The following is a 20,806-nucleotide window of genomic DNA, read 5'->3' on the forward strand; positions in this document are numbered from 1 at the left end:
GAAATCTTGTTTCTCGCGATAAATGAATTACTTTTCTCTACGTCTGTATTCGTGACTCCAAATTCCCCATCCTGGCTCTTGATTCTTGGCTCTTGATTCTTATATTTAGTGACTTATGATTATAACCGCAACTTTATTGTAGTAAAGCAAAAGCCGAACTACCAGGGTTTTAAAGATATGATTGGCTCGGAATTATTAACGGATTCAAAGCAACACGCTGACAGCACTGAAAGCGAGCGGGTAAAAATGGATACTAAAGCCGACAGCATTTTAAAGCACGATCCCTTTTATCAATCGGTTTTTCAAAAACCCGGTTAACTACTGGACTATTGTACACAGCAAGAAAAAGGTACAGGGCCCGCTCACCCTGCCCGAGCATGAGCAAAAACGAAGAGAACTTGAAATACCCAAAAGCGTTAAACTACAATATGCACCTACCTAAACTTATGCGCTGCCTCATCCTTTTACTGCTTTTACTCACCGGCAACCGCTTATGGGCAGCAAACGCTATTGACAGCCTCCAAACCGACCACGATGTGGAATTATTTGCCACCCGTATTGTTAAAGAGTTTTACCAATTTAAAAAATTGGTAGCCGTGGCACCCTCAACCGATTTCATCAATCAAAACACCAATTGCGACAGCATAGCCTTGCGCTGGAAGGGTAAAAACTGGCAGAAGGCCGATTTTAACCAAGACGGCAAAACCGACTTGTTTGTTATCTTGCATGAAGATAACAGCCGCTTTCAACCATACATCATTATGGACGACGGACCTCGCGGCTTTACACTGCACAACCTAAAGCGCAGCCTATCTTACACATGTGAGCTGGCCCGTGTTGCCGCTATTGGCCAGCAGCCTGCACTGCTGTATTATTATATTAAGGAGGAACCCACCCGGCAAATATTGAATAACCTCGATCATATACAGGTAAACACGCTTATTTACAAGTTTGGTGGTTTTGTTGAATATAATCGCCATCCACAGCCCATAGCTGTAAATACCATTTATTTAAAAACTTTTGGTGCATGGGCAGGTAACTCGGATTTTGAGCTTACTATCAGGTCTGATGGTAAAGCCATTTATAAACCGCTTGCCTGGACTTCCAAAAAAACCCAGCAAACCGGCATCATAGCGCCCGACAGACTTAAAGAGATAACAGGTTTGCTAAGTTACATTCGTTTGCGGCAACTCAAAAGCAGTTATGCAGTAACGTGGTCAGACGACCAAACCGCAATTCTTAAAATAAGCCTGGCAAACGGGTCTGTTAAAACCATTGATGATTATGGCCTGCGGGGCACCTTCGGTTTATCGCATTTGTACAAGTTATTGTTTGATTTAAGAACCAGTGAGGTTTGGCATTAATTAAGGTTTTGCCTGTAAACGGGTATCGGGCGTAACTATGGGCCGCCCAAAGGTGGGGATGATTAGTTTGCCCTTCATCTGCGGAAAAATGGCCCGTAGCCTGGCTTCATTTTCGATTTTTGGATTAATATAAAAACAGTGCTGTTGAGGTGTGAATGAGTAAACAAACGGGTAAGTGAAGTTCACATTTTTATACCGGCCGCCAGCTAAGCACAGGTAGTGGTAAAAACTTTTTCTTACATCATAAAAACGGCCGCAGTCTCGCACTGCAGCCGTTTTTCCCTAAAAACAGGAAAAGAATTTTGAAATCCCTTTCCACCTTGCACTTTACTGTAATTATGAACGCCAGGCGCACTTTACACAAGTTAGTTTAATACCGATGTGCGCCAGTTTTTTGATACTAAATAAAGGTGAGGAGATTTAATAAAATGGCTGCAATCTCGCACCACAGCCAATTCAACCTAAACAACTAAAACAATTGATATAATGAACACCACGCCCACTAAGGCGCCTTTTAAAAAGCAAACAAATGGCACTAAGGCTTACATAACCCCGCATGCTATGGTATGGATAACATACCTGGTAAACAGGCCGGCGCATCACCGGATTTAGGCTTACGCCGGCCCTCACTAAAAAAATTAATGAATCAACAAGGCATACCGGTTTCAGGCACATCCTGCTAAATCTTTACAACCCTATTTTAGCGTATGGTACGCGTATACCCTTTACTCTATAAAAGTAGGGGTCTTTATAAGAGCCGCTGCAGTCGCCTTTATTACAGGCACTAAAGTTTAAACAATAAGTAAGCAGCAGCTCGTTGCGCCCGTTGGCATGCTCGGGATGTACCACCGGTGTATAATACCGGGCGTAGCCACCATTCAGGTTTTCTTGTATGGTATACACTTTGGTGCGCGCCGTAAACGGACCGGTAATGTTTGATGATGTAGCGATGTAAATGTTCCGCTGGTCCGAACAGTCAAAGCCCTGGTCCATCGTCATGAGTACGTATTTATTATTTACAAAAGCAATATTGCTGGTGCCCAGCGCATCGGTTACGCGGGAGGTATTACCCGTTACCGGTGTATTTACCCAAGCCGATCCGTTCCAGAAAGTCCACGATTGAGGGTTGCTTGACGGGAAGCGGGCCAGGTAAATATTGGATGAAAAACCAAAACCGGTATCTTGAAACCCATAGGCATATACATATCCGTCAATACCCTTAATCATGCCGGTTGAGTAATTGATAGCGGTTTGATTGCTCATATTGGCTGGTGTAGTACGCACGCCGGTCCAGGCGTTGCCGGTACCCTCGGTAATATCCCAGAGCGACTGCCGCGCTATGGATAGCCCCTGCCCCTCGCCTACTTGTACGTATACATGGTTGCCAATCTCAACGCCAGGGCCGGGCCAGGCAAAGCTATCGCCGGGCTGTATATCACATATCCGCCTGCTGCCATTGCGGGTAACGTTGGGCGCATCACTGGCCCAGTTAGTGGTTGATGGCTGCACCAGCATCGAGTTACCATAATCAATAATATCGCCGCAGGCAAACATACTATTTGATAACAGCCTCGAACCATCAGTAGCATCCTGCGTTACCCACAGCACCTTGCCGGCATTGCTGCTCCACGTAAGCGGAATGCTGTTGCCCTGGTCAAACGCTACTGAGCCCTGCGCGGGGTTGTTACGGTTAAAAAAGCGCACCACCTGGTCGTCGCGGTAAGTGCTGGGCGTGCGTTGGGTTAGCACCCAGCGTTGCCGGTTATCGGTGTTGGGTGTTTCTTGTATTATAGCTGTACCGTTGCTGGTTGAGCCGTTGGCGTTGGCCAGTGCCAGGCCATTACCTTTATTAATGATGTTATACTGCCCGGTAGTACCAATTTCGGTAATACGCCACAACTGCTGGTCGGCCAGTACCGGAAACTCGGCATATTGCTGCAACTGTGTACCGGAGGTGGTAGTTGCACTGGGCACATCTAAAATTTTGCCGCTAAACGAGTTGCGGATATGATAGTACTTTACGCCGTTTACCGTGGTACGGTAAATAATATACCAGCGCTGCCAGGCATCGCGTTCATCATCAGCAGTGGCGCCAAACTGTACAATTTTTTGCTGATCGAGGTACTTTTCGTTAGCGCCGGGGTTACCTGTAACTTCTAAAAACTTACCGCCCGTTACGCACGAAATTTTGTACTCGCCATAATCTGACGTAATAGCCATGGTGGCTTTGGCCATACCGGCGGGTTGGGCATTGGCAGGTAAAATATCGGCCGGACGTTTACAGCTGTGTGTGGCAAAAGCAGCTGCCAGTACTAAAAAAGTAAAGCTTTTTCTCATAATTAATAATTGGTGGTTATTTACAATGGTTAATACACAACAAAATGAAAAATCGATTTAGCTAAAACTTATATAAAACTATTTGAACGTTATTAAATCACTAAAAATTGAATTATTCTGTATCAAAGGATGGTTATTCCTTTTTGCTGCAATGAGCTATGCTGCAACTGTATGGTAAATATATGCAACCAAACAAATAAACAGCAACCACTATAAAACTTTTTTATAACTGATTTACAGACTTTTAAGATACATTTTAAGTATAGGCACATGAAACAGCACTTTTAAGACGCCATTTTTTGCTAAAACAATTTACCTAGATTGAATATGTTTCAAATTTTACATTAACTGCAAGACGGACAACGTTTTATAAATGTCAAACTTACGCTTTATTTTAACGGTGCATTGTAATAACTGTCTAGCATCCTTATGTGATGCCACATACGCCTATACTGCACTATATAATTTCAGGGCGATTGATAACGATGCAGCCTGCTTTTGAGAGGTTAGCAGATGGCATTACTTTTTGGCATCAGGGGTAAATATGGGCTGTCCAAAGGTGGGGATGATTAGTTTGCCCTTCATCTGCGGAAAAATGGCCCACAGCCTTGCTTCGTTTTCGGCTTTCGGGTTAATAAAAAACCAGTGCTGCCCGGCATCTTCGCTTACTGCCAGCGTACATGACTGTGCCGAAAGCGTACCCCCCGGTACCTGCATAACCAGGGTTTGCGGCACTACCGAAAAGTATAACTGGTCTATTTTGCTTACTTCGCCCGGGCGGCCAATGGTAAAGCTTTTAATGGCTATACCCTGGCTCTTCATCACTTCAAAACTTTTATTGACGATGCTCAGCAAACTGTCTTTACCGCCAGCCTCGGCAACAAGCTTAGGGTGCGTATAAGCTAATACGGTTTCAAAATCACTTTTTACCGTGGCGTCACCAATTTTTTGCACCAGCGCCGCAATCTGTGCCTGCTGTTGCTGTTGGGTAGTGGGTTGGGCTGATGATTTAATTGTACACGTTAAAGTAACAAATAGCAATAAGCAAAGGCGTTTCATGCCCGAAAGATAGCAAGGGTTAAGCAATAATTGTTATTTTCGAAACAACAAAACCATGAACCTCACACCTCTATTAAAACCCTTCAACTTGAAATATCTTATTACCCTATCTTTTTCATTGCTGTTGCAATTGGCCTGCCAGGCGCAACCCTATACCCCAATCAGCTTAACACAAAAAATATTTTCGGCTGATAGCTTTCCCGATCTTAAAAAGTATTGTACCGGAGAGTACCAGGGCCGCCCCAACGGACAGGATTTGCCGCCGGGTGCCAAAGTGAGCTGTACCCTGCTGGCTCAAAATAACCGAACCGCTGTGGTAAATGTTAATTTAACCAACAGCAGCGGCCAAACGTACGATATGTACCTGCACCTCAAAAAAGATTCGGTATGGAAAGCGGCCGCGTTTCGGGCGTTAGCGCTTACCGGTATTATTGAGGAAATAAACCGGCAATTAAAATTGCTTAGCCCCAAACAGGTAGACAGCATAATTGCCGCACCGGGCAAAGCGGGTAAACTTTTTAAAAGCCGGGCCGAATACGAATTTATGCTGGGTAACACCACGTTAACTTTGGCTTCAGACTCACAACTGGTAGCGCATTTTACAAAAAACAAAGCAACGTTTGAAAGCCTTAAGAATGACCTGCTTAAAAACGGCATCTTAAAATTAGACGGTAGCGCAAAGCGAACCAAAAACCCGGATGCCATGATGAAAAGTCTAAAGGATTTACGGCTCGAAAGCGCCTTTCGCGAACGGGAAGAAGTGCCCCACAACATCAATTTTTTAATTGGCGGCATTATCGATAATAGTGTAGGATACCTATATATACCAAAAGAGCAAAACGTACCCAAAATGTCGCCCGGTGAGTATATCATGATCCGCAAAATAGTCGACGGCTGGTATTTATATAAAACTACTTAAGTTTTACTGCTGATGAACTATTTTTTCAATCGCTAAAAAAAGAGTGGGATGCTGATATGCGTCAGCATAACTGCACCAGAAAGGCAAGTTTGACGCTACAACCGCGATGATAGCATCAACTTCAAGCAACTTATATCAACACTATGCAATTAAATCTGCGCCCTGCACTGCTCGGCATCATCATACTAAGTGCAACTGTTTGGCTGATGTACCACGATGGATTATTTACGCGGTATAATTATATGACTGCCCAATGGGATAAATATCAGGGTCGGACATCATTAGTTGCTTATGGAGAGCGCTTGCGAATGGAACTGCAGCTAAAGATGATAGCCCTTGCCAAAGATTTTCAGATTAAAACAATTGCGGATTGCAACATATCTACGGCGGCAGTTCGGGGCGCCCAAGCCTATAATAACGTGATGATGCAGGCACTCAGCAAAAAACCGGGTGCAGGCTGGAAAGCCGCATTCGACAAAAGTGCAGACTCTTTGTACCGTTTGCAAAGCAGTGAGGTGGTTTATCGCGCTGTGATGAAACACCCAGGCGTAGTACAGGATATAGCGCGTTTAGACTCGGTGCTGGGCCGCGGCAAATCGGGCATAATGGTTAGCAACCTGTATAACGACAGCGTCCGTAAAGCATATACGGTTTATCCATACGGGCAAGGCCGGCATCACATCTATAAAAAATACAGTGTAAATATTTATACGCTAAAAGTTAGTGAGTACATAAATTAGCGCTTTTACTAAACATTGCATCAACAATAAAACCTTACCCCATGCTTCGTCAAATTACACTTTACCTTTCGCTTTTAGCTGCCACTGGTTGCCGGGCGCAAACCAACCCTGCGGCGGGCAACAGCCAACCGCTGGCCGACACCGTACAGAACTACCGCGCCCTGCTTACCCGGTTAGAACAGCAGTCGGCCGATAAAACTTACGATTACCTGGGTACCATCCAATCTACCATTGATTTCGGTACTAAAACCAATAACCTTGCAGAATACCCTGACGGGCTGATACCAGGGTTGCCGCTGGAACGTGCTGAAAAAGCGATGAAAAAACTAAGCGGTAAAAACGAAACTGTCATTACCCAGGATACCATTACCCTGCTGATTGATTACCCGTTAACCCGCGAAACCCGGTTGAAAGTAAACTCTCAAGACGGCTTTACCCGTGCAGAATTGTTTCAAACCATCAGCCAGGCCTACTACCGGCTGTTTGATGAAGAAGAGGCCAGTGCCACCGTAAAAACTATACCTGCCGCGCAGCGTACCGCTGTATACAACCGTAACCAAACCAACGGTAAATACGGCATCTGGGGCCACGACATTGCCGATTTAATTTTGATGGCGGCTGACGTTTATCAAACCCCGCAGGGCGAAATCATATTGAGCTTAAATATCGAATCGTAACGGATGTGGATATTCGGGCCGATCAAACTAATGCCTTACAGCGCATGATTGCTTTTGCGAAGATAGAGCTTATTATATGGTGAAACGGGAGATTGCTGAAACAAACCTCCCGCTTAAAACTCATCTAACCCATTATATCCATGCCCGTTGGCATCTCATACGCTAAGTAACAAACACTTAACTGGCAGTTGCGCAAAGCGGCAACCTTGTTCAAAAATTCCGATATTCATCAGCTAAACAGATTATAATATTAATACCCATTGCATAAAATACAATATTCAACCTATGCCCAGCCCTCTGAAGTATTTTTGCGTGTTGATTTGCCTGATGATGCAGGCCCAAGTACTGAGCGCGCAGGGCAAAAAGCTTACTGCCGGTAGCGACACCAGTTTCTGGTACCGAGACATGCTCAAAAACGTTGCTAAACTTAACCTGCCTAACCTAAAACAATCCGCTACCGGGCACCAATGGCGGATGTGGTTTGACGGCCAGGTAACGTCGTACGTTTTGATTATACACCCTGCCGAAAGCCAGCTTATTTTATATACGCAGGAGTACGAAGACCCTTTAACCGGACAGCCCTCCAACCGCATATTTGTAAAGGCTTATGCACTTAGCAGACTGCAAGCCAAAGGCATCGACAGCTTAAAAGAAGCTTACGGGATTGACCAGATACCTACCGACGAGCAAATTAAAGGCTGGGGAGACATAATGGGCCTTGATGGAGTTACTTATCTGATGGAAAAAACCGATGATACCACCTATTCGTTTAAACATTATTGGACACCATCAGCCATTAAAACAGACGAAGCTAAAAAAATGACCGGTTTTATAGCAGCCACAGAGCAGCTTATTGGTTATCAGCATTTTGATACAGATTTTATGAAATCTATCCCATTCTTGAGCTATTTCACGGGCGGTCCGCTATTGGGCATGAAGGCATTGCCCCGTAAAGAAGCACGTCGCCTGCGTAAAGCGCGCAAGGCCTACTTAAAGAGCCATCCTGAAATTAGTAAATAGAAGCCATAATTACAGATATGGTACTGTAGAACTTTACCTGTGCTACAATTTACTCATCAGCCCGCTTACAAATGCATTTTCAAGAAAACCCAAATCAGTTTATGAAGTACTGGAAAAGCAAGCGTATGAAGTGGCCATAACGTGAGTGTAAGGTATAGGATTGGACTATTCATGTTAACCTTCATCCCATGCCTGATGCCGTTATCTTATTTTCCGCAGCCTTTCAGGCAAGCCCAATATAAAGTCGGTCAGCGGTTCGAGGTTGGCGGGTATCAGCTGGCTTTGCAAACGGTATAGTTGGCCGTCGGTGGTTATTACTTCCAATTTAAGTTCGGGCACATCGGTGAGGGCTACATTTTGGTGCCATTCTGCAAGGCGCGACAGCAGGCTGTGCTGCAACAGCCGTTGCAGCGTATCTAACTGCGAACGGTTAAGTTTGCCGGTAAACTTATCCAACTTGCCATCCGCAGTAATTTTACCGGAAAAAGCCACATCGCCCTGCCGGTTAATATTTATTTGCCTGGCGGATGAATCGCCGCTGGTTAAACTCAGGGTTAGTGATTTAAAGCTTATTTTTTCGGCCGGGATGTAAGTTAGATTAGCGTAACGGTATTCGGAGCGGCGGGCCAGGTTGCGGGCGTTGTCGCCCACCGGCACCAGTATCAGTTGCCTTTGGCTAACCGCTTTGATGAAAAACTTAGCCGAGTCCGACCGCTCGAAGGCAAAATTATCTACGCTGCTATAATAGTTTTTAAACAGCACCAGCGTATCGCCTTTAAATATATAATTGGTATGCTCGGGCACGCCCTCAAACACGGCGTCCAGGACGTAGTCATTTCTAAAAATTAAGGAGTTTAACGCTGTGCTTATCCACCTCCCCTGCTTTGTTAACACCTGCGTTTGCGCACGCAGGCTGATGGGCGTTAAGCAGAAGAACAACGCTAAGTATAGGCGCATGTGGATTCGCATCGTTTTGGTTTAGTAGTACGCCTTTTTTGAGCTATTATTGTGGGGATGTATTTTAGAGCCAGGAGCTAAGAACCAAGAGCCAGGATGGGGAATTTGGAGTCGAGAGTGCAGAGTAAGGAGTACAGATGACAACTGGCACTCTTTGGCTGTTATCTGCGCTGATAATTCCCAAAGCGCGTCATTGCGAGGAACGAAGCCATCTCTTTAGGACATTTACAGCGGGTATGCCTATCACGCAATTCGCCTAAACGCTGGCTCAGCTTAAAGAAATGGCTTCGTACCTCGCCATTACGCGTTGGAGTTTGTTCACTCAATGGCTAAACGGACTTACTGACTCATTGACTTTAAAATTCAATCCTTATCTAAACCCACCCATTACCAATGCAACCAGCCACCTTACCAATTGCGCCTTTTGCGTCTTCGTTTAAAACGGAAGCTTTGCTTATCATCAATTAACAAAACATGAAAAAGCTGCTTATTATTTTTTTGCTGATAGCCGGACAGATTGCTGCCGTGGCACAAACACACTCGATTCCAAAGGTAAGTACTGAAAATTCGTTTTATGATAACAGTTTTGAAAAATTTTGGGTCTTTATACAAAGTGGAAGATTAGACTCCGGGATGGTACAGGCTTCTTCACAAGCATCAGAAGCGGAGCTATTGGTCACTAAAGATAAATACACTAAGTGGGTTTGGGAACATAACCCTGTTGCAAATCAGGCGCTAACTAATTACGTTTTTTCGGAGGGCACTAAAACGACTAAATTGTACATTGCTGTCCCTGAAGTTCTTTCATCGTTTTATCGGTATGACATTTTTGATGATGATGGAAAATCGATTATTACCGGTGGCAAATTAAACGGTAAAGGTATTGAACTGAAAGATGATAAAATTCGGCATACTAAAACTAAATGGGTATTGTTTGATTTAGGCCGGTTTGAAATTGCCAATAAGGTAATTACGGTTGAGTATTACAATTATTTAACCCGAAACCAGGTTACCAAAACCGTTCTGCATAATAAACCATTGCGACCTGCTCAATTATTTTTTACTTCTTTGCTCGAAAGTGAACAGCTTGTAGGATTAATCGTCACTAACAAAAAACGCCCCGACGGCTTTGCGTTTAAACTACATGACAGCACCGACGTAAAAGGCGTTTTATTATATCTTATTCCGACCAGCCTCACTTTTATATATCATGTTTACCTCAAAAATTTAGAAACAGGCAAAAAGGTTTATGTTGGTAATAATTGGAAATATGAATGGCGACAAACTTATCCGAGTTTGATAATTGATGCAGCTTATTTTCGACAACCCGGCAACTACGAAGTTTCCATTGTGCCGGCACTATACTTTAACGGCGCTCCTAAAAAATCTTTCACCAAACAAACGGTTAAAACACATTTCACGGTGCTACCATCCGATAAAACCTATACCCGCAAACAGCTTTGGTTGTGGTTAAGCTTAGGCATTTTAACAGTATCTGCACTGGCGGCAACGGTTATTGCACTGCAAAAACGCCGCCATGCCCGGCGCATCGCCCGCGAACAAACTCAGAAAGCGCAGGCTCAAATGCAGCTATCTACCGTACGTGCACAGCTTAATCCGCACTTTGTGTTCAATGCACTGGCGGGCATCCAAAACCTGATGAACAGCCAGCAAACCGACCAGGCCAACCGCTACCTGTCGCGCTTTGCCAGGCTTACGCGTAATGTGCTCTACAGTGCCGAATTTGTTACCCTAACCGATGAGCTTGCCCTGCTGAACGATTACCTGGAGATGGAAAAGCTGAGGTTTGGGTTTACTTACCACCTGCAAACCGACCCGCAACTGGATACCGCCAACCTGGAGATACCGGCCATGCTGCTGCAGCCCCTGGTTGAGAATGCCGTAAAGCACGGCGTGGCTAGTTTGAGCACCGATGGCCTAATTACGCTTGAGGTACAAAAACAAGCCGATAATGTACTAATTTCGGTAATGGATAACGGCAAGGGTTTCGACAATAGCCTGCCCACTGGTGGCCTGGGCCTCAAACTCACGGGCGACCGCATCAGGCTGCTTAACGAGCTGCACCCCGGCACGCCGATAAGTATGGATATCACCACGCCCGAAACCGGTACCCGCATCATCATCACCTTAAACCATTGGTTATAAAGTCATGCGCGCTATTATTATAGACGACGAACTTGCTAATTTGCAAAACCTGCAGGTGCTGCTGGTCCGGCACTGCCCCCTGGTAGAGGTAGTGGCCAGCGCCCAAACCCGCGACGACGCCGTAACGCTGATTAACCAGCTACAACCCGACCTGTTGTTTTTAGACATCCATTTGGGCGATGCCACGGGCTTTGAGGTGCTGCAATCCGTCCGTCATCAAAACTTTGAAGTGATATTTGTAACCGCGTTTGACCGCTACGGCATACAGGCTATTAAATTTGCTGCGCTTGATTACCTGCTTAAGCCCATTGATATTGACGAACTGATGCAGGCCGTAACTAAAGCCGATGCCAGGGTAAAAGCCAAGCAGACCAACCAGCAGTTAGGTTTACTGCTTAACCACCTGCAGCAAGGGCGCAGCCATCCGCAAAAAATTGCGCTGCCCCAATTTAAAGAAACCCGGTACGTACAAACCGACCAAATACGCCGCTGCCAAGCCGACAATACGTATACCTTGTTTTTTTTGGCCAGCGGCGAGCAGTTGCTCATCTCTAAACCGCTTAAAGAGTACGCCGAATTATTGCAGCCGCAGGGCTTTATCCGCACCCATCAAAGCCACCTGATAAACGCGAGCTTTGTAAAAAGCTGGCTGCGAGAAGACGGCGGCACCCTCCTGCTCGACAATGGCGAACACATCCCCATTGCCAAAATAAACCGCGAAAAGGTAAGAGCCCTGCTGGCCAAGCCGGGGTTTTGACGCAAGGTGTTACTTTAGAACCAAGAACTAAGAACCACGAACCAAGATCTGGAATTACGTTTATAGAGCCCAAAATATAGATGGTTAAGCCAATATTTAAAATCAAATCTAACTATTCGCACATCGCGAGTAGCAGGATCTCTCGTTATCACTCGAGATGACAGCATTCAAAAGGGAAAAATCAAAGGACAAGAATCAAGAATAAAAGTTCGACCTGCCAAGCCACTCATTTACTCTTACTATCATTCGCTCATTCAAAACTCACTCATTGGCTTCCATTCACTTCATTGCTTCACCGGAAACGGCAGGCTTACGCGGATGTCGCGCTCCTCGCCGCTGGTATTGGTGTAGCGGGCTTCTTTCATCACGCGCAGGGCTTCTTCGTCGCAACCGTATCCGAGCGGCTTTACCACACTTACGTTTTTGGTGCGGCCATCGGTATCAATGGTGAGTTCGACCGTAACCTTGCCGGTAACACCGGCTGCACGGGCCTGCTCGGGGTATTGCAGTTTAGTTAGGATGGCCTGGAAACCGCCAACGGCTTCAACCGGCGAATATCCTGCATCGTGCGGAATCGCATAATATAAACTGGCCGGATTAGGGTTAGGCTGGCCGGCTACCGGCAGCTTGTAGTTAATTTTCCATTTTGTAAGGTATTGCTGCAGTGGCTCTAAACCTACTTTGGCGCGGCGCTTATTTACGTTGGCTTCATCGGCTATTGGGTACAGTTTTACACCGTCGGGGGTTTCGTGCGTTTGCGAACCGTATATCTGCAGCTCGTTGTGGCCGGTTTTAACACGGTCGGTAATGATAGCCAGCGAGGCGGGACGCAAGTCGCCTTTTTGTACTGCCAGGGTAAGCAGCGGCAGGTATTTTTCCTGCACCTCGGTATCATTGTGCTGGATCACCAAAAATATGGTCGACTGATGCTGAGGCCCCACCAGCGCTTTGCCGGGGTAACCATAGCGCGCTATCATTTTTTCGGCTTTAATAAGGTTAGCCGCATCCAGCCGGCTTTGCTTGTTCATGTTTTCGCGGTCGGCCTCGGGCGTGGCGTTTTTTATTTTGCGGTAAAGCTGGTCGTTATACAAAATCGTATCCAACTGCTTTGTCAACTGCGTATTATACGTTTGTGCCAAAAGCGAGGTGCCGCACAAGCTTAAGCCGGTAATCAGCGTAGCTAATTTAGGTAATAACATGGATTGGTGTGTTTGCGTATTGGCCATGAAGATACGAATGTTAGGTTACTTTTTGGCTGATGGGTTTACTCCTATGCGGGGTGGCGTGTAGTGTGAATTAGCAAATCTACTTATTGCAGGTAACGGTTTTAATTAGGAAAATTGGTTTATGCCGAGTAGTCATACCAATACTTATCGGCTTCTCAAATGCACGCTTTCTGTTTAATAATTGAGGTAACGACAAGAAATCTTTTTTGTACTTTTTGGACGTAATTTTTGTCGATGAAACCAGCCGTATTACTCCTGTTTTTGCTAACATTCACTGTTAAATCTTATAGCCAGGCTATCAATTGTAACGACAGGCAGGCGCTGAAAGCATCGCTGAAGGCCTTGCATGAGAACGACCAGCAGATGAGACTGGATTTAAACCAGAAAATGCAAACCCTGAAAATGCCCCAGGATTCGGCAATACTGATGCCGGTAGTACGAAAAATACGGAAGCAGGATACTGAAAATCAAAAATACGTCAGCACGTTGCTCGACCAGTGCGGATGGCCCGATAACCTGGATTTAACCGAAAACAGCACCATTTTTTTGGTGATTGACCACGGCGATGTATCCTATATTAAAAAGTACCTTCCGTTAATTTACCAGAAAATGCAGCAAGGCGTCGTCCAAAAATCCGACTATGCCACCATCTCCGACCGCCTGCTGATGTACGAGGGCAAAAAACAGGTCTATGGTACGCAAACCTACCGCAATCAGCTTTCGGGTCTAACCACGGTTTGGCCGGTAGAAAACGCCGCTCAGTTAGATGAGCAGCGCAAAGCCATGTCGCTTACCCCGATGAACGAATATATAGAAAGCTTGAAAGCCGCTTATGGCAAAAACGTTACCTGGGATAAAGCCCTGACTGTAGAAGAAGCGCAAAAGACTTATCGAAAAAGTAAATAAGTGAGTTTTTAGTTAGAACGTCGGTCGAATCGGTAAGTACCTTAAGCGCATGAATGAACGTTAATAAGCCTGAATAAGCACCTGGGCCGGGATGTGTAAAACCTCGTTCAGTTTACGAATCATGGCCAGGCTTAGCTTGCGCTTGCCCGAAAAGATTTCGGATTTGCGCGACCGGTAGCCCAAAATATCAGCCAGCTCTTTTTCGGACATGCCCATTTGGTCTAACCTGAACTTTATAGCTTCCAGCGGATTGGGTGATGATACAGGATGATGAGCCAACTCATAATCTTTGATTAGTATGCTTAAAACCTCCAACTCGTCAGACAGGGCCGAACCTTCTTTGACGTCCAACTGCATCAGGTCGTAAACGCGCGCCAGCGCACCATCATACTGTTGTTCTGTTTTAATGGGTTTTAACATAGTTTATCAAATCAAGGTTTCGTTTCATCTCAACGTTGTATCTTAATAATATTGTATAGTGCAATTTAAGTAGGAAAGTTGATAATTCAGCAAAGCTGAAATTTAAGCTGTAGAGCAAACCCCCCGCCGTCATGCTGATGTATATCAGCATCCAACGTGCTAAATCAACGTACAATGCAATTCTATCAACCTGTCCTGTGGGATGCCGATATGCATCGGCATGACTGAACCGAAAGAAGTTTTTAGCCTTTGGTTTGTGTTGCTACAAACCATCCGCCACGCCAATGAGTAGCAAAGCCTATCCGCTTGAGTCAGTGAGTCCGTCGAGTCCGTAAGTCAGTAAAGCTTATGAGTGACGCTATTGGCATCTTTATTATTAGCGCTATGCTTTTGGTTCTTGGCTCATGTCTCTCCCCCAATCCTGTCATTCCGAACGATAGAGAGGAATCTTGTTACTCACGATAAATGAATGACTTTTCTCCACGTCTGTACTTTTGAGTCTGAATTCCCAGTCCTGGTTCTTGGCTCTTGGTTCTTACCTCTTGGTTCTCGGCTCTTGGTTCTTGGTTCTTACTCTTTTTGTTATCTTGTTCATCAATACCAACCTTATGAACGCCTCCGCCTCTTTGCCTGCCGTATACTGGAACACCGGTCAGCTAATTGCCTTTAGGTTTTTTACGTTGCTGTTTACGCTGTTTATTTTGTTTAACCCTAACATGGTGGCGTTTGTTTACCCGTTTTGGATGCTCGTTAAAATACCTGTAGGCTGGCTCACTAATTTAGCGGCGCAGTGGATATTTCATATCGGTCTTCCGCTGAACGACAAAATATCAGGCAGCGGCGACCGGCTGATTGATTTTATGCACCTGTTTGTGGCATTTGCACTGTCGGTATTGGGTACGGTGGTTTGGTCGGTGGTGGATTACCGCAGGCGCAGTTACAACCAGGCGCTGTATTGGGTAACCGTGCTGGTGCGGTACTATCTGGCCATTACTATGTTTGAGTACGGCATGGTTAAGCTATTAAAATGGCAGTTTCCGGATTTAACCGCGAGCAAACTTTCGCAACGCTACGGCGACTCGTCGCCCATGGGGCTGGCCTGGCGGTTTTTAAGTTATTCTACCGGCTATAACTATATTATGGGTTTTGCCGAAATTAGCGGCGGACTGCTATTGCTGTACAGGCGCACGGTGACGCTGGGCGCCATGCTTACTTTTTTTGTGGCATTAAATATTATGGCCATCAATTACTGTTTTGATGTGGCCGTTAAAATACTATCCACCGCGTTGGTGATGATGAGCTTTTTTTTGCTGGTGCTGGATGCCCGTCCGCTTATCCGCTTTTTTATTTTGGGCCAGCCTGCCGGTGCGCCTGTTAAACTTAAACCCGAGTTTAAGCAACGTTGGATTAACGTAACCAGCCTGGTACTTAAATGCCTGGTGCTATTACTGGTAGCCGGCATGACAACCTCGACCATCATCAAATATGAGTATGCCAAATATAAAAGCACCGAAGTAAAACCAGGCTATTATAAAGTGGTAAACTACCGTGAACCCGGCAGGCCTCAAACCCAAACCAATATGGACCCGGCCCGCTGGCAAAAGGTGATGCTCACTCACGATTCGCTGAGCGTATATATTGCCGGCGGCGTACGCATAGCCTGTGCGTGCAACATTGATGCGGCAGGTAACCAGCTTATTTGCTTTAAGCCGAATGCCAACGAAACCGACTTTACCCTGAAATATAAAACGCTTAAAACCGGCAACCTGAGTCTGAAAGGTGTTTTTATGAGGCATCAAATGGTCGCTAAACTGGCTTTTCAGAGTGCCTATCATTCCGACACTACCCTGCTCCTGAACCGCGGCTTTCACTGGATTAACGAGGCGCCGTTTTATAAATAAATGAGTGAGTGGTGAATGAGCGAATGGTTTAGGTGCAGATGCTTAGCAATGTATGATTTGTAAATGTGTGAGCCATACTTCAATCTATCATCTCGAACGTTAGTGAGAGATCCTGCTGCCCGCGATGCACAAATAAATATTGATTTACTCAACCCATATTCCATAAAAAAGGCTGCCCCCTTGCCAGGGGCAGCCTACTACAATAAACTTACACAATCAAATAATCCGGCTTGTGGAGGGCCGGCAAAAAACAATCTTTTACTTTTCTTCGCCTACCAGTTTTTTTACCAGCTTGGCGCCTTTCAGCAGGGTTTGGCCCAGCTTTTTAACAGCGGCACCGTCTTTACCTTCGGCTTTTTCGGCGGCGGCAACTGTTTCTTCGCCCAGTTTTTCTAACAGGGTGTATACCTTTTTGCCGTCTTTATCGGCAATAGCTTCTTTCAGCTTTTCGAGGTTATGTACAATGGGTGCATAGCCGCGTTTGCCTTCCAGGGTTTTAATCCAGCTGTTGATGCTGGTGGTTGAGCCGGTTTGCGACTCTTTTTCGATGCTGTTTTCTAACGCTTCGGTGGTTTTTTCAACGTGTTCCAGTTCTGATTTTTCTTCGGCCATGATGTAGATTTTTTAGTATTTATTTAACCACCTTCTTTGTTGCCCGGTGGCGTAAATTTTAACATCAGGCGGCGGCTTAAGTTTCCTGTCATCGTAAAGCCCTAGGTTGTTGACTACAACTTTGGGTTGTGGTTATGACCGAAACAAGCGGTTGTTTTGGAGGAGGTTGTATTTTGTGAATAATTGTATGTTAAATCGAGACAACATTATTTAAATACCTATTAATCAAAAGATTAAAGAAAAACAGGTATTTGATATGAGCCACCGTTTGCAAACAGCTTACGCGCTATAATTTTAATGCTTTTTGTACGGCAGTTAAAGTGTTGCGATAATGGCCTTGCTGGCAACTCCTGTTCATCTTTTTTAAGATTTACTCCAAAAGCACCAGTCAACTCTTGATAGCCAAAAGCTTAAATCTTTTGATAAATTAGAGGCATTCAATCTTTATATGGCCCGTAATTTATTCTGCTTTTCTCTCCTTTGCTGTTTTACGCTGGCTATTAACTTGCCGGTGTTTGCACAGCAGCAAGGTCTTTTTGTTGAACCTAAGCTGCCTAACACCAAAGGCATAAATCCCTTTAATTACGACAACAAGATTTTTGTTGAAGATAAGACCTACATCTATGACTATTTCATTGTGAAAGGTAAGGATACCCTCCAATACGCCATCGTATCGCAAGCCGACGGAACTAAGTCATGGCATTATGTGCCTAAAAAGCAGCATGATAGCACCACAGTTACATATCTTGGCATCAAGACCTTAGGCAAGTCAGGGCCTATCATGATGGAAAACCCTGATTATAAGCAAACAGAGTTATTTTTGTACCATTATAACGCCGACTTTAAACCCTTAGATACCGAGCTAACAGGAGTGATTGAAAATAAGGTAAATATATGGGTACATCCATTTCGCTTTCATGCCCTCGAGATTTTGCAGCTGGCTCCCTTTCCTTATGTTAAATTGCCGCTTAAAACCGGTCAAACTTATGACTGGAATCTCGAAATAGGCGAAAAGTGGCCCGAATTTAAAGCGTTTGACTGGAAAGGTAAGCTTACGCTGCAGTGCAAGTATGTGGTGCAAGGCCAGGAAACACTCTCCCTACCTGTTGGAACTGTTCAAACCATAAAAATACAAGGTATCGCAAACACAACCAGTGGCCGCAGTTCGCTAGTGTCTTACTTTAACCAGCAATACGGATTTGTAAAGATGATATACCACAATTTAGACGGATCAAATATTACGATAACGCTTAAGGATATTAAATAGAATGGGCTATTTGGCGGGGTTCGGCTTATAATATTTTAGCTCAAGGAATAGAACATTTTGCGTTGTCTCACTTAGAGTGAAATGAGAAGCGGTTCGCCTAAAAACAATATTGTAAATATAAACCAGAAGGCTGGATAGATCTGTATCAATTGACACAGGACTAACCCTGCTTATATTTGCTTCAAAAAACAATTTGTGAACCGCTCCACATCTACACTAATTAAAATTATAAACAATTTTAAACCGTTTAATGAAGATAATTCAGTTGATGATCATGAATCATTTTTTTATGACATTACCGATGAGCTTTATGCTAATGCGGATGGAAAAATTGCAATTTCCGCGGTTATCAAATTGATCGAACGTTATCCCAACGCTGATTTCGGATCACCAGGCCCTCTCGTTCATTGGCTGGAAAAGTACCCGCATCAATACGAAAGTATTCTTTATGACTCTATAAAAAAGTGTCCGGTACCGTTGACAATTTGGATGTTGAACAGAATCATAAATGCGGAAAGGGATAATTTACATTATGCAATACTCATAAATTTATTAACTGAGGTTTCTGAAAAAGAACATGTGCATCAGTCTGCTAAAGATATGGCTGTCCAATGTCTGGCCTATCAAAACACTGTACGAGATAAATTCTCCACAAAATAGGCGCCCTCTGCCCCCTGTTCACAACAGGCTTAAAGGCTATGAAATAGTTTAGGCTTCTTTGGATTTAGGTTATAGACTAACAAGTTAAATATGCGTCCATTTCGTTCAATGTTACTATTGAGGTTACTGACAACTTTATCAAAAAAAACGCATGCTTATAGCGGTGCAACTAAGTTATTATTCCTTTCTCCAACCAATCGCCCTGCAAACCGTATCTTTGCCCCTGCTATGCCCATCATCTCACATCAATTACCCAACTATCAGCCCAACCCAAACACCGAAGTATTAATACTGGGCACTTTTACGCCCGGCCTGCCCGGTGCGCCCGACTTTTTTTACGGCCGCCCACGCAACTTTTTGTGGCACCTGCTACCGCAGGCTTTCGGTCTGGCTCCGCTTAAAGACGAACCGCTGGGCCCTAAGCAGGCCTTTATGGCCGAGTATAAGATAGACTTTGCCGACATGATAAGCAGTCTGGACCTGCCCGACGGACTGGAAGACGAAGCCGAAGATGATGCGGCCGATGCTTACGTACTGGAGTGGAACAACATTATCTCTATTATTGATGCCCTGCCCCACCTCAAAGCTGTTTATTTTACCCGCAAAACCTTTAACGGTCTGCCTAACATTAAGGCACAGGTTACGCCATTGGCCCAGCACTGCCGCCAAAAAGGTATCCGCTTTTGTAAACTCGAAACCCCGGCCCGCCACTACAGCGACAGCAAACTGCAGCAATGGAAAGATACCATAGTGGCGCAAACCACCTGCCTGCGGCCATGACGGTGAGCCAGTGATGGTTAACTTTTGCTTAAAAACCATTATCACCTATTTTATACTATGGAATTAGCCATCCGTTACTTTTTAGTAGCCGTAACCATGTCGTCCATACTGTCGGTAATGTTTTGTACGCTGCCGGGCCAAAGCATGGGAAACGTAATTACCTACATGGTTTACCTACTTATTAAAAACGGATGGAGCTACGTAGTGTCGGGCATGCTCATCAGGGCGTGGTACCTGCACTCGGCAGGCAATAATGATGCCCGGCAAAAGTGGGGCGAGTTGTTTCTGTATGCTAACCTATCGGCTATTCTTATCTTTGTGGCCTGCCTCATGGGCTTTCATGTTGCGAGTAATACCTTTTACATAATGGTTTTGGCAACCGTGGCCATCAATATACCTGTGAGCTACTGGCTGGTAAATAAAGCATTTAATTAAGCTTGCTAAGTATACAATAATAGTTATTTTCGATGCTCATGAAAACGCCTAAACTTATCTCAGCCGTTGCGCTTGCTATAGGCGCTATAAGCGCGACACAAGCACAAAACAGTGCAGCCTCTTCAGCTTTAACGGTTAGTAAAGCTAAGGCCAATGCTATTAGTTATTTAAAGGCTCATCAAGAAGTGATGGCTGGCTACCAGGTAATGGGGTGGAGCGACTTGGTAACCTATAAAAAGCCAACGAATGATCCAGTACTGTTTAAAAAAGCTAACGATCCGTTGCTTGACAACAAAATTGACAGTGTTATCATGCTGCAAAAATCATCAGCACCAATAGCTGACAAGCCACTGGCATACACTATAATGCATACATTTAAAGTTAATGTACCCGACAGCGGTATGGTTCGCAGGGATTATACTTATTATTTTGACCCTACCTTTAACGTCATTAGCATTGATAAGCGCCCTGCAGACGAGAAAGTTAAACTACTGATTCAGCAACTTGATAATTCTTATAAGGTTAAACGCTTAATTGGTGAAATCCGGGATTACAAAATTGCCCATCTAAAGCAAAACTAATACCTACATTGCAACACCCAAT

General features: G+C 44.8%; 22 protein-coding genes. 15 read left to right on the plus strand and 7 right to left on the minus strand.

Going from position 1 to position 20,806, the window contains the following annotated elements:
• Positions 1-108: 108 nt before the first annotated feature.
• Together AAGR14_RS13540 and AAGR14_RS13545 are read left to right on the plus strand one after the other, a co-directional pair.
• The gene (locus AAGR14_RS13540; protein ID WP_342644755.1) at positions 109-318 is read left to right on the plus strand and encodes a hypothetical protein; all 210 of its coding nucleotides are present in this window, start codon (positions 109-111) and stop codon (positions 316-318) included.
• A 59-nt stretch (positions 319-377) separates the two neighbouring features.
• Positions 378-1,364, plus strand: a complete 987-nt coding sequence (locus AAGR14_RS13545; protein ID WP_342644756.1) for a DUF6438 domain-containing protein — start codon at positions 378-380, stop codon at positions 1,362-1,364.
• On the opposite strand, the gene AAGR14_RS13550 is transcribed toward AAGR14_RS13545, so the two are convergent.
• The 3 genes from AAGR14_RS13550 to AAGR14_RS13560 form a co-directional block, all read right to left on the minus strand.
• The gene (locus tag AAGR14_RS13550; RefSeq protein ID WP_342644757.1) at positions 1,365-1,550 is read right to left on the minus strand and encodes a hypothetical protein; all 186 of its coding nucleotides are present in this window, start codon (positions 1,548-1,550) and stop codon (positions 1,365-1,367) included.
• A gap of 501 nt (positions 1,551-2,051) precedes the next feature.
• Positions 2,052-3,701, minus strand: coding sequence for an RICIN domain-containing protein (locus AAGR14_RS13555; protein ID WP_342644758.1), 1,650 nt, complete (start codon positions 3,699-3,701; stop codon positions 2,052-2,054).
• A 519-nt stretch (positions 3,702-4,220) separates the two neighbouring features.
• Complete coding sequence (locus AAGR14_RS13560) at positions 4,221-4,760, minus strand: hypothetical protein (RefSeq protein ID WP_342644759.1); 540 nt, start codon at positions 4,758-4,760, stop codon at positions 4,221-4,223.
• A 55-nt stretch (positions 4,761-4,815) separates the two neighbouring features.
• Between AAGR14_RS13560 and AAGR14_RS13565 the strand changes: the two genes are divergently transcribed.
• The 4 genes from AAGR14_RS13565 to AAGR14_RS13580 all read left to right on the plus strand — a co-directional run bounded on the left by AAGR14_RS13565 (position 4,816) and on the right by AAGR14_RS13580 (position 8,116).
• The gene (locus tag AAGR14_RS13565) at positions 4,816-5,679 is read left to right on the plus strand and encodes a hypothetical protein (RefSeq protein ID WP_342644760.1); all 864 of its coding nucleotides are present in this window, start codon (positions 4,816-4,818) and stop codon (positions 5,677-5,679) included.
• Between the two features lie 143 nt (positions 5,680-5,822).
• Positions 5,823-6,419 (plus strand): hypothetical protein, encoded by a 597-nt coding sequence (locus AAGR14_RS13570; RefSeq protein ID WP_342644761.1) that lies wholly within the window; start codon positions 5,823-5,825, stop codon positions 6,417-6,419.
• A gap of 41 nt (positions 6,420-6,460) precedes the next feature.
• Positions 6,461-7,096 (plus strand): hypothetical protein, encoded by a 636-nt coding sequence (locus AAGR14_RS13575; protein ID WP_342644762.1) that lies wholly within the window; start codon positions 6,461-6,463, stop codon positions 7,094-7,096.
• A gap of 285 nt (positions 7,097-7,381) precedes the next feature.
• The gene (locus tag AAGR14_RS13580) at positions 7,382-8,116 is read left to right on the plus strand and encodes a hypothetical protein (protein ID WP_342644763.1); all 735 of its coding nucleotides are present in this window, start codon (positions 7,382-7,384) and stop codon (positions 8,114-8,116) included.
• A 201-nt stretch (positions 8,117-8,317) separates the two neighbouring features.
• On the opposite strand, the gene AAGR14_RS13585 is transcribed toward AAGR14_RS13580, so the two are convergent.
• Positions 8,318-9,073, minus strand: a complete 756-nt coding sequence (locus AAGR14_RS13585) for a hypothetical protein (protein WP_342644764.1) — start codon at positions 9,071-9,073, stop codon at positions 8,318-8,320.
• Positions 9,074-9,547: 474 nt separating this feature from the next.
• On the opposite strand from AAGR14_RS13585, the gene AAGR14_RS13590 reads away from it, so the two are divergent.
• Positions 9,548-11,239 (plus strand): histidine kinase, encoded by a 1,692-nt coding sequence (locus AAGR14_RS13590; protein WP_342644765.1) that lies wholly within the window; start codon positions 9,548-9,550, stop codon positions 11,237-11,239.
• A 4-nt stretch (positions 11,240-11,243) separates the two neighbouring features.
• The gene (locus AAGR14_RS13595; protein ID WP_342644766.1) at positions 11,244-11,996 is read left to right on the plus strand and encodes a LytTR family DNA-binding domain-containing protein; all 753 of its coding nucleotides are present in this window, start codon (positions 11,244-11,246) and stop codon (positions 11,994-11,996) included.
• Positions 11,997-12,280: 284 nt separating this feature from the next.
• On the opposite strand, the gene AAGR14_RS13600 is transcribed toward AAGR14_RS13595, so the two are convergent.
• Positions 12,281-13,222, minus strand: coding sequence for a TonB family protein (locus AAGR14_RS13600; RefSeq protein ID WP_342644767.1), 942 nt, complete (start codon positions 13,220-13,222; stop codon positions 12,281-12,283).
• A 234-nt stretch (positions 13,223-13,456) separates the two neighbouring features.
• Here AAGR14_RS13600 and AAGR14_RS13605 point away from each other — a divergent pair, with 234 nt between their 5' ends.
• Positions 13,457-14,128 carry a DUF6624 domain-containing protein gene (locus tag AAGR14_RS13605; RefSeq protein WP_342644768.1) on the plus strand — a complete coding sequence of 224 codons (672 nt, stop codon included), beginning with the start codon at positions 13,457-13,459 and terminating at the stop codon, positions 14,126-14,128.
• A 60-nt stretch (positions 14,129-14,188) separates the two neighbouring features.
• Here AAGR14_RS13605 and AAGR14_RS13610 read toward each other — a convergent pair whose 3' ends face one another.
• Positions 14,189-14,548 (minus strand): helix-turn-helix domain-containing protein, encoded by a 360-nt coding sequence (locus AAGR14_RS13610; protein ID WP_342644769.1) that lies wholly within the window; start codon positions 14,546-14,548, stop codon positions 14,189-14,191.
• Positions 14,549-15,156: 608 nt separating this feature from the next.
• Between AAGR14_RS13610 and AAGR14_RS13615 the strand changes: the two genes are divergently transcribed.
• Complete coding sequence (locus tag AAGR14_RS13615) at positions 15,157-16,449, plus strand: hypothetical protein (RefSeq protein WP_342644770.1); 1,293 nt, start codon at positions 15,157-15,159, stop codon at positions 16,447-16,449.
• Between the two features lie 258 nt (positions 16,450-16,707).
• Here the strand turns inward: AAGR14_RS13615 and AAGR14_RS13620 are convergent, their stop codons facing one another.
• Positions 16,708-17,061 (minus strand): hypothetical protein, encoded by a 354-nt coding sequence (locus tag AAGR14_RS13620; RefSeq protein ID WP_342644771.1) that lies wholly within the window; start codon positions 17,059-17,061, stop codon positions 16,708-16,710.
• A gap of 448 nt (positions 17,062-17,509) precedes the next feature.
• Here AAGR14_RS13620 and AAGR14_RS13625 point away from each other — a divergent pair, with 448 nt between their 5' ends.
• The 5 genes from AAGR14_RS13625 to AAGR14_RS13645 all read left to right on the plus strand — a co-directional run bounded on the left by AAGR14_RS13625 (position 17,510) and on the right by AAGR14_RS13645 (position 20,784).
• Positions 17,510-18,328, plus strand: coding sequence for a hypothetical protein (locus tag AAGR14_RS13625; RefSeq protein ID WP_342644772.1), 819 nt, complete (start codon positions 17,510-17,512; stop codon positions 18,326-18,328).
• A 195-nt stretch (positions 18,329-18,523) separates the two neighbouring features.
• A complete protein-coding gene (locus AAGR14_RS13630) occupies positions 18,524-18,988 on the plus strand; it encodes a hypothetical protein (RefSeq protein WP_342644773.1) in 465 nt (154 codons plus the stop codon).
• Between the two features lie 228 nt (positions 18,989-19,216).
• Positions 19,217-19,768: a hypothetical protein gene (locus AAGR14_RS13635; RefSeq protein ID WP_342644774.1), complete on the plus strand. Its 552-nt coding sequence runs from the start codon at positions 19,217-19,219 to the stop codon at positions 19,766-19,768.
• A gap of 57 nt (positions 19,769-19,825) precedes the next feature.
• A complete protein-coding gene (locus tag AAGR14_RS13640) occupies positions 19,826-20,203 on the plus strand; it encodes a hypothetical protein (protein ID WP_342644775.1) in 378 nt (125 codons plus the stop codon).
• A gap of 38 nt (positions 20,204-20,241) precedes the next feature.
• Positions 20,242-20,784 carry a hypothetical protein gene (locus tag AAGR14_RS13645; protein ID WP_342644776.1) on the plus strand — a complete coding sequence of 181 codons (543 nt, stop codon included), beginning with the start codon at positions 20,242-20,244 and terminating at the stop codon, positions 20,782-20,784.
• The last annotated feature ends 22 nt before the right edge of the window (positions 20,785-20,806 follow it).

This window comes from Mucilaginibacter sp. CSA2-8R, from assembly GCF_038806765.1.
Taxonomy (GTDB): domain Bacteria; phylum Bacteroidota; class Bacteroidia; order Sphingobacteriales; family Sphingobacteriaceae; genus Mucilaginibacter.

Coding starts and splice junctions, on each gene's coding strand:
- AAGR14_RS13545 (WP_342644756.1), top strand. CDS start 378: ATGAGCAAAAACGAAGAGAACTTGAAATACCCAAAAGCGTTAAACTAC.
- AAGR14_RS13555 (WP_342644758.1), bottom strand. CDS start 3,701: ATGAGAAAAAGCTTTACTTTTTTAGTACTGGCAGCTGCTTTTGCCACA.
- AAGR14_RS13560 (WP_342644759.1), bottom strand. CDS start 4,760: ATGAAACGCCTTTGCTTATTGCTATTTGTTACTTTAACGTGTACAATT.
- AAGR14_RS13565 (WP_342644760.1), top strand. CDS start 4,816: ATGAACCTCACACCTCTATTAAAACCCTTCAACTTGAAATATCTTATT.
- AAGR14_RS13570 (WP_342644761.1), top strand. CDS start 5,823: ATGCAATTAAATCTGCGCCCTGCACTGCTCGGCATCATCATACTAAGT.
- AAGR14_RS13575 (WP_342644762.1), top strand. CDS start 6,461: ATGCTTCGTCAAATTACACTTTACCTTTCGCTTTTAGCTGCCACTGGT.
- AAGR14_RS13580 (WP_342644763.1), top strand. CDS start 7,382: ATGCCCAGCCCTCTGAAGTATTTTTGCGTGTTGATTTGCCTGATGATG.
- AAGR14_RS13585 (WP_342644764.1), bottom strand. CDS start 9,073: ATGCGCCTATACTTAGCGTTGTTCTTCTGCTTAACGCCCATCAGCCTG.
- AAGR14_RS13590 (WP_342644765.1), top strand. CDS start 9,548: ATGAAAAAGCTGCTTATTATTTTTTTGCTGATAGCCGGACAGATTGCT.
- AAGR14_RS13595 (WP_342644766.1), top strand. CDS start 11,244: ATGCGCGCTATTATTATAGACGACGAACTTGCTAATTTGCAAAACCTG.
- AAGR14_RS13600 (WP_342644767.1), bottom strand. CDS start 13,222: ATGGCCAATACGCAAACACACCAATCCATGTTATTACCTAAATTAGCT.
- AAGR14_RS13605 (WP_342644768.1), top strand. CDS start 13,457: ATGAAACCAGCCGTATTACTCCTGTTTTTGCTAACATTCACTGTTAAA.
- AAGR14_RS13610 (WP_342644769.1), bottom strand. CDS start 14,548: ATGTTAAAACCCATTAAAACAGAACAACAGTATGATGGTGCGCTGGCG.
- AAGR14_RS13615 (WP_342644770.1), top strand. CDS start 15,157: ATGAACGCCTCCGCCTCTTTGCCTGCCGTATACTGGAACACCGGTCAG.
- AAGR14_RS13620 (WP_342644771.1), bottom strand. CDS start 17,061: ATGGCCGAAGAAAAATCAGAACTGGAACACGTTGAAAAAACCACCGAA.
- AAGR14_RS13625 (WP_342644772.1), top strand. CDS start 17,510: ATGGCCCGTAATTTATTCTGCTTTTCTCTCCTTTGCTGTTTTACGCTG.
- AAGR14_RS13635 (WP_342644774.1), top strand. CDS start 19,217: ATGCCCATCATCTCACATCAATTACCCAACTATCAGCCCAACCCAAAC.
- AAGR14_RS13640 (WP_342644775.1), top strand. CDS start 19,826: ATGGAATTAGCCATCCGTTACTTTTTAGTAGCCGTAACCATGTCGTCC.
- AAGR14_RS13645 (WP_342644776.1), top strand. CDS start 20,242: ATGAAAACGCCTAAACTTATCTCAGCCGTTGCGCTTGCTATAGGCGCT.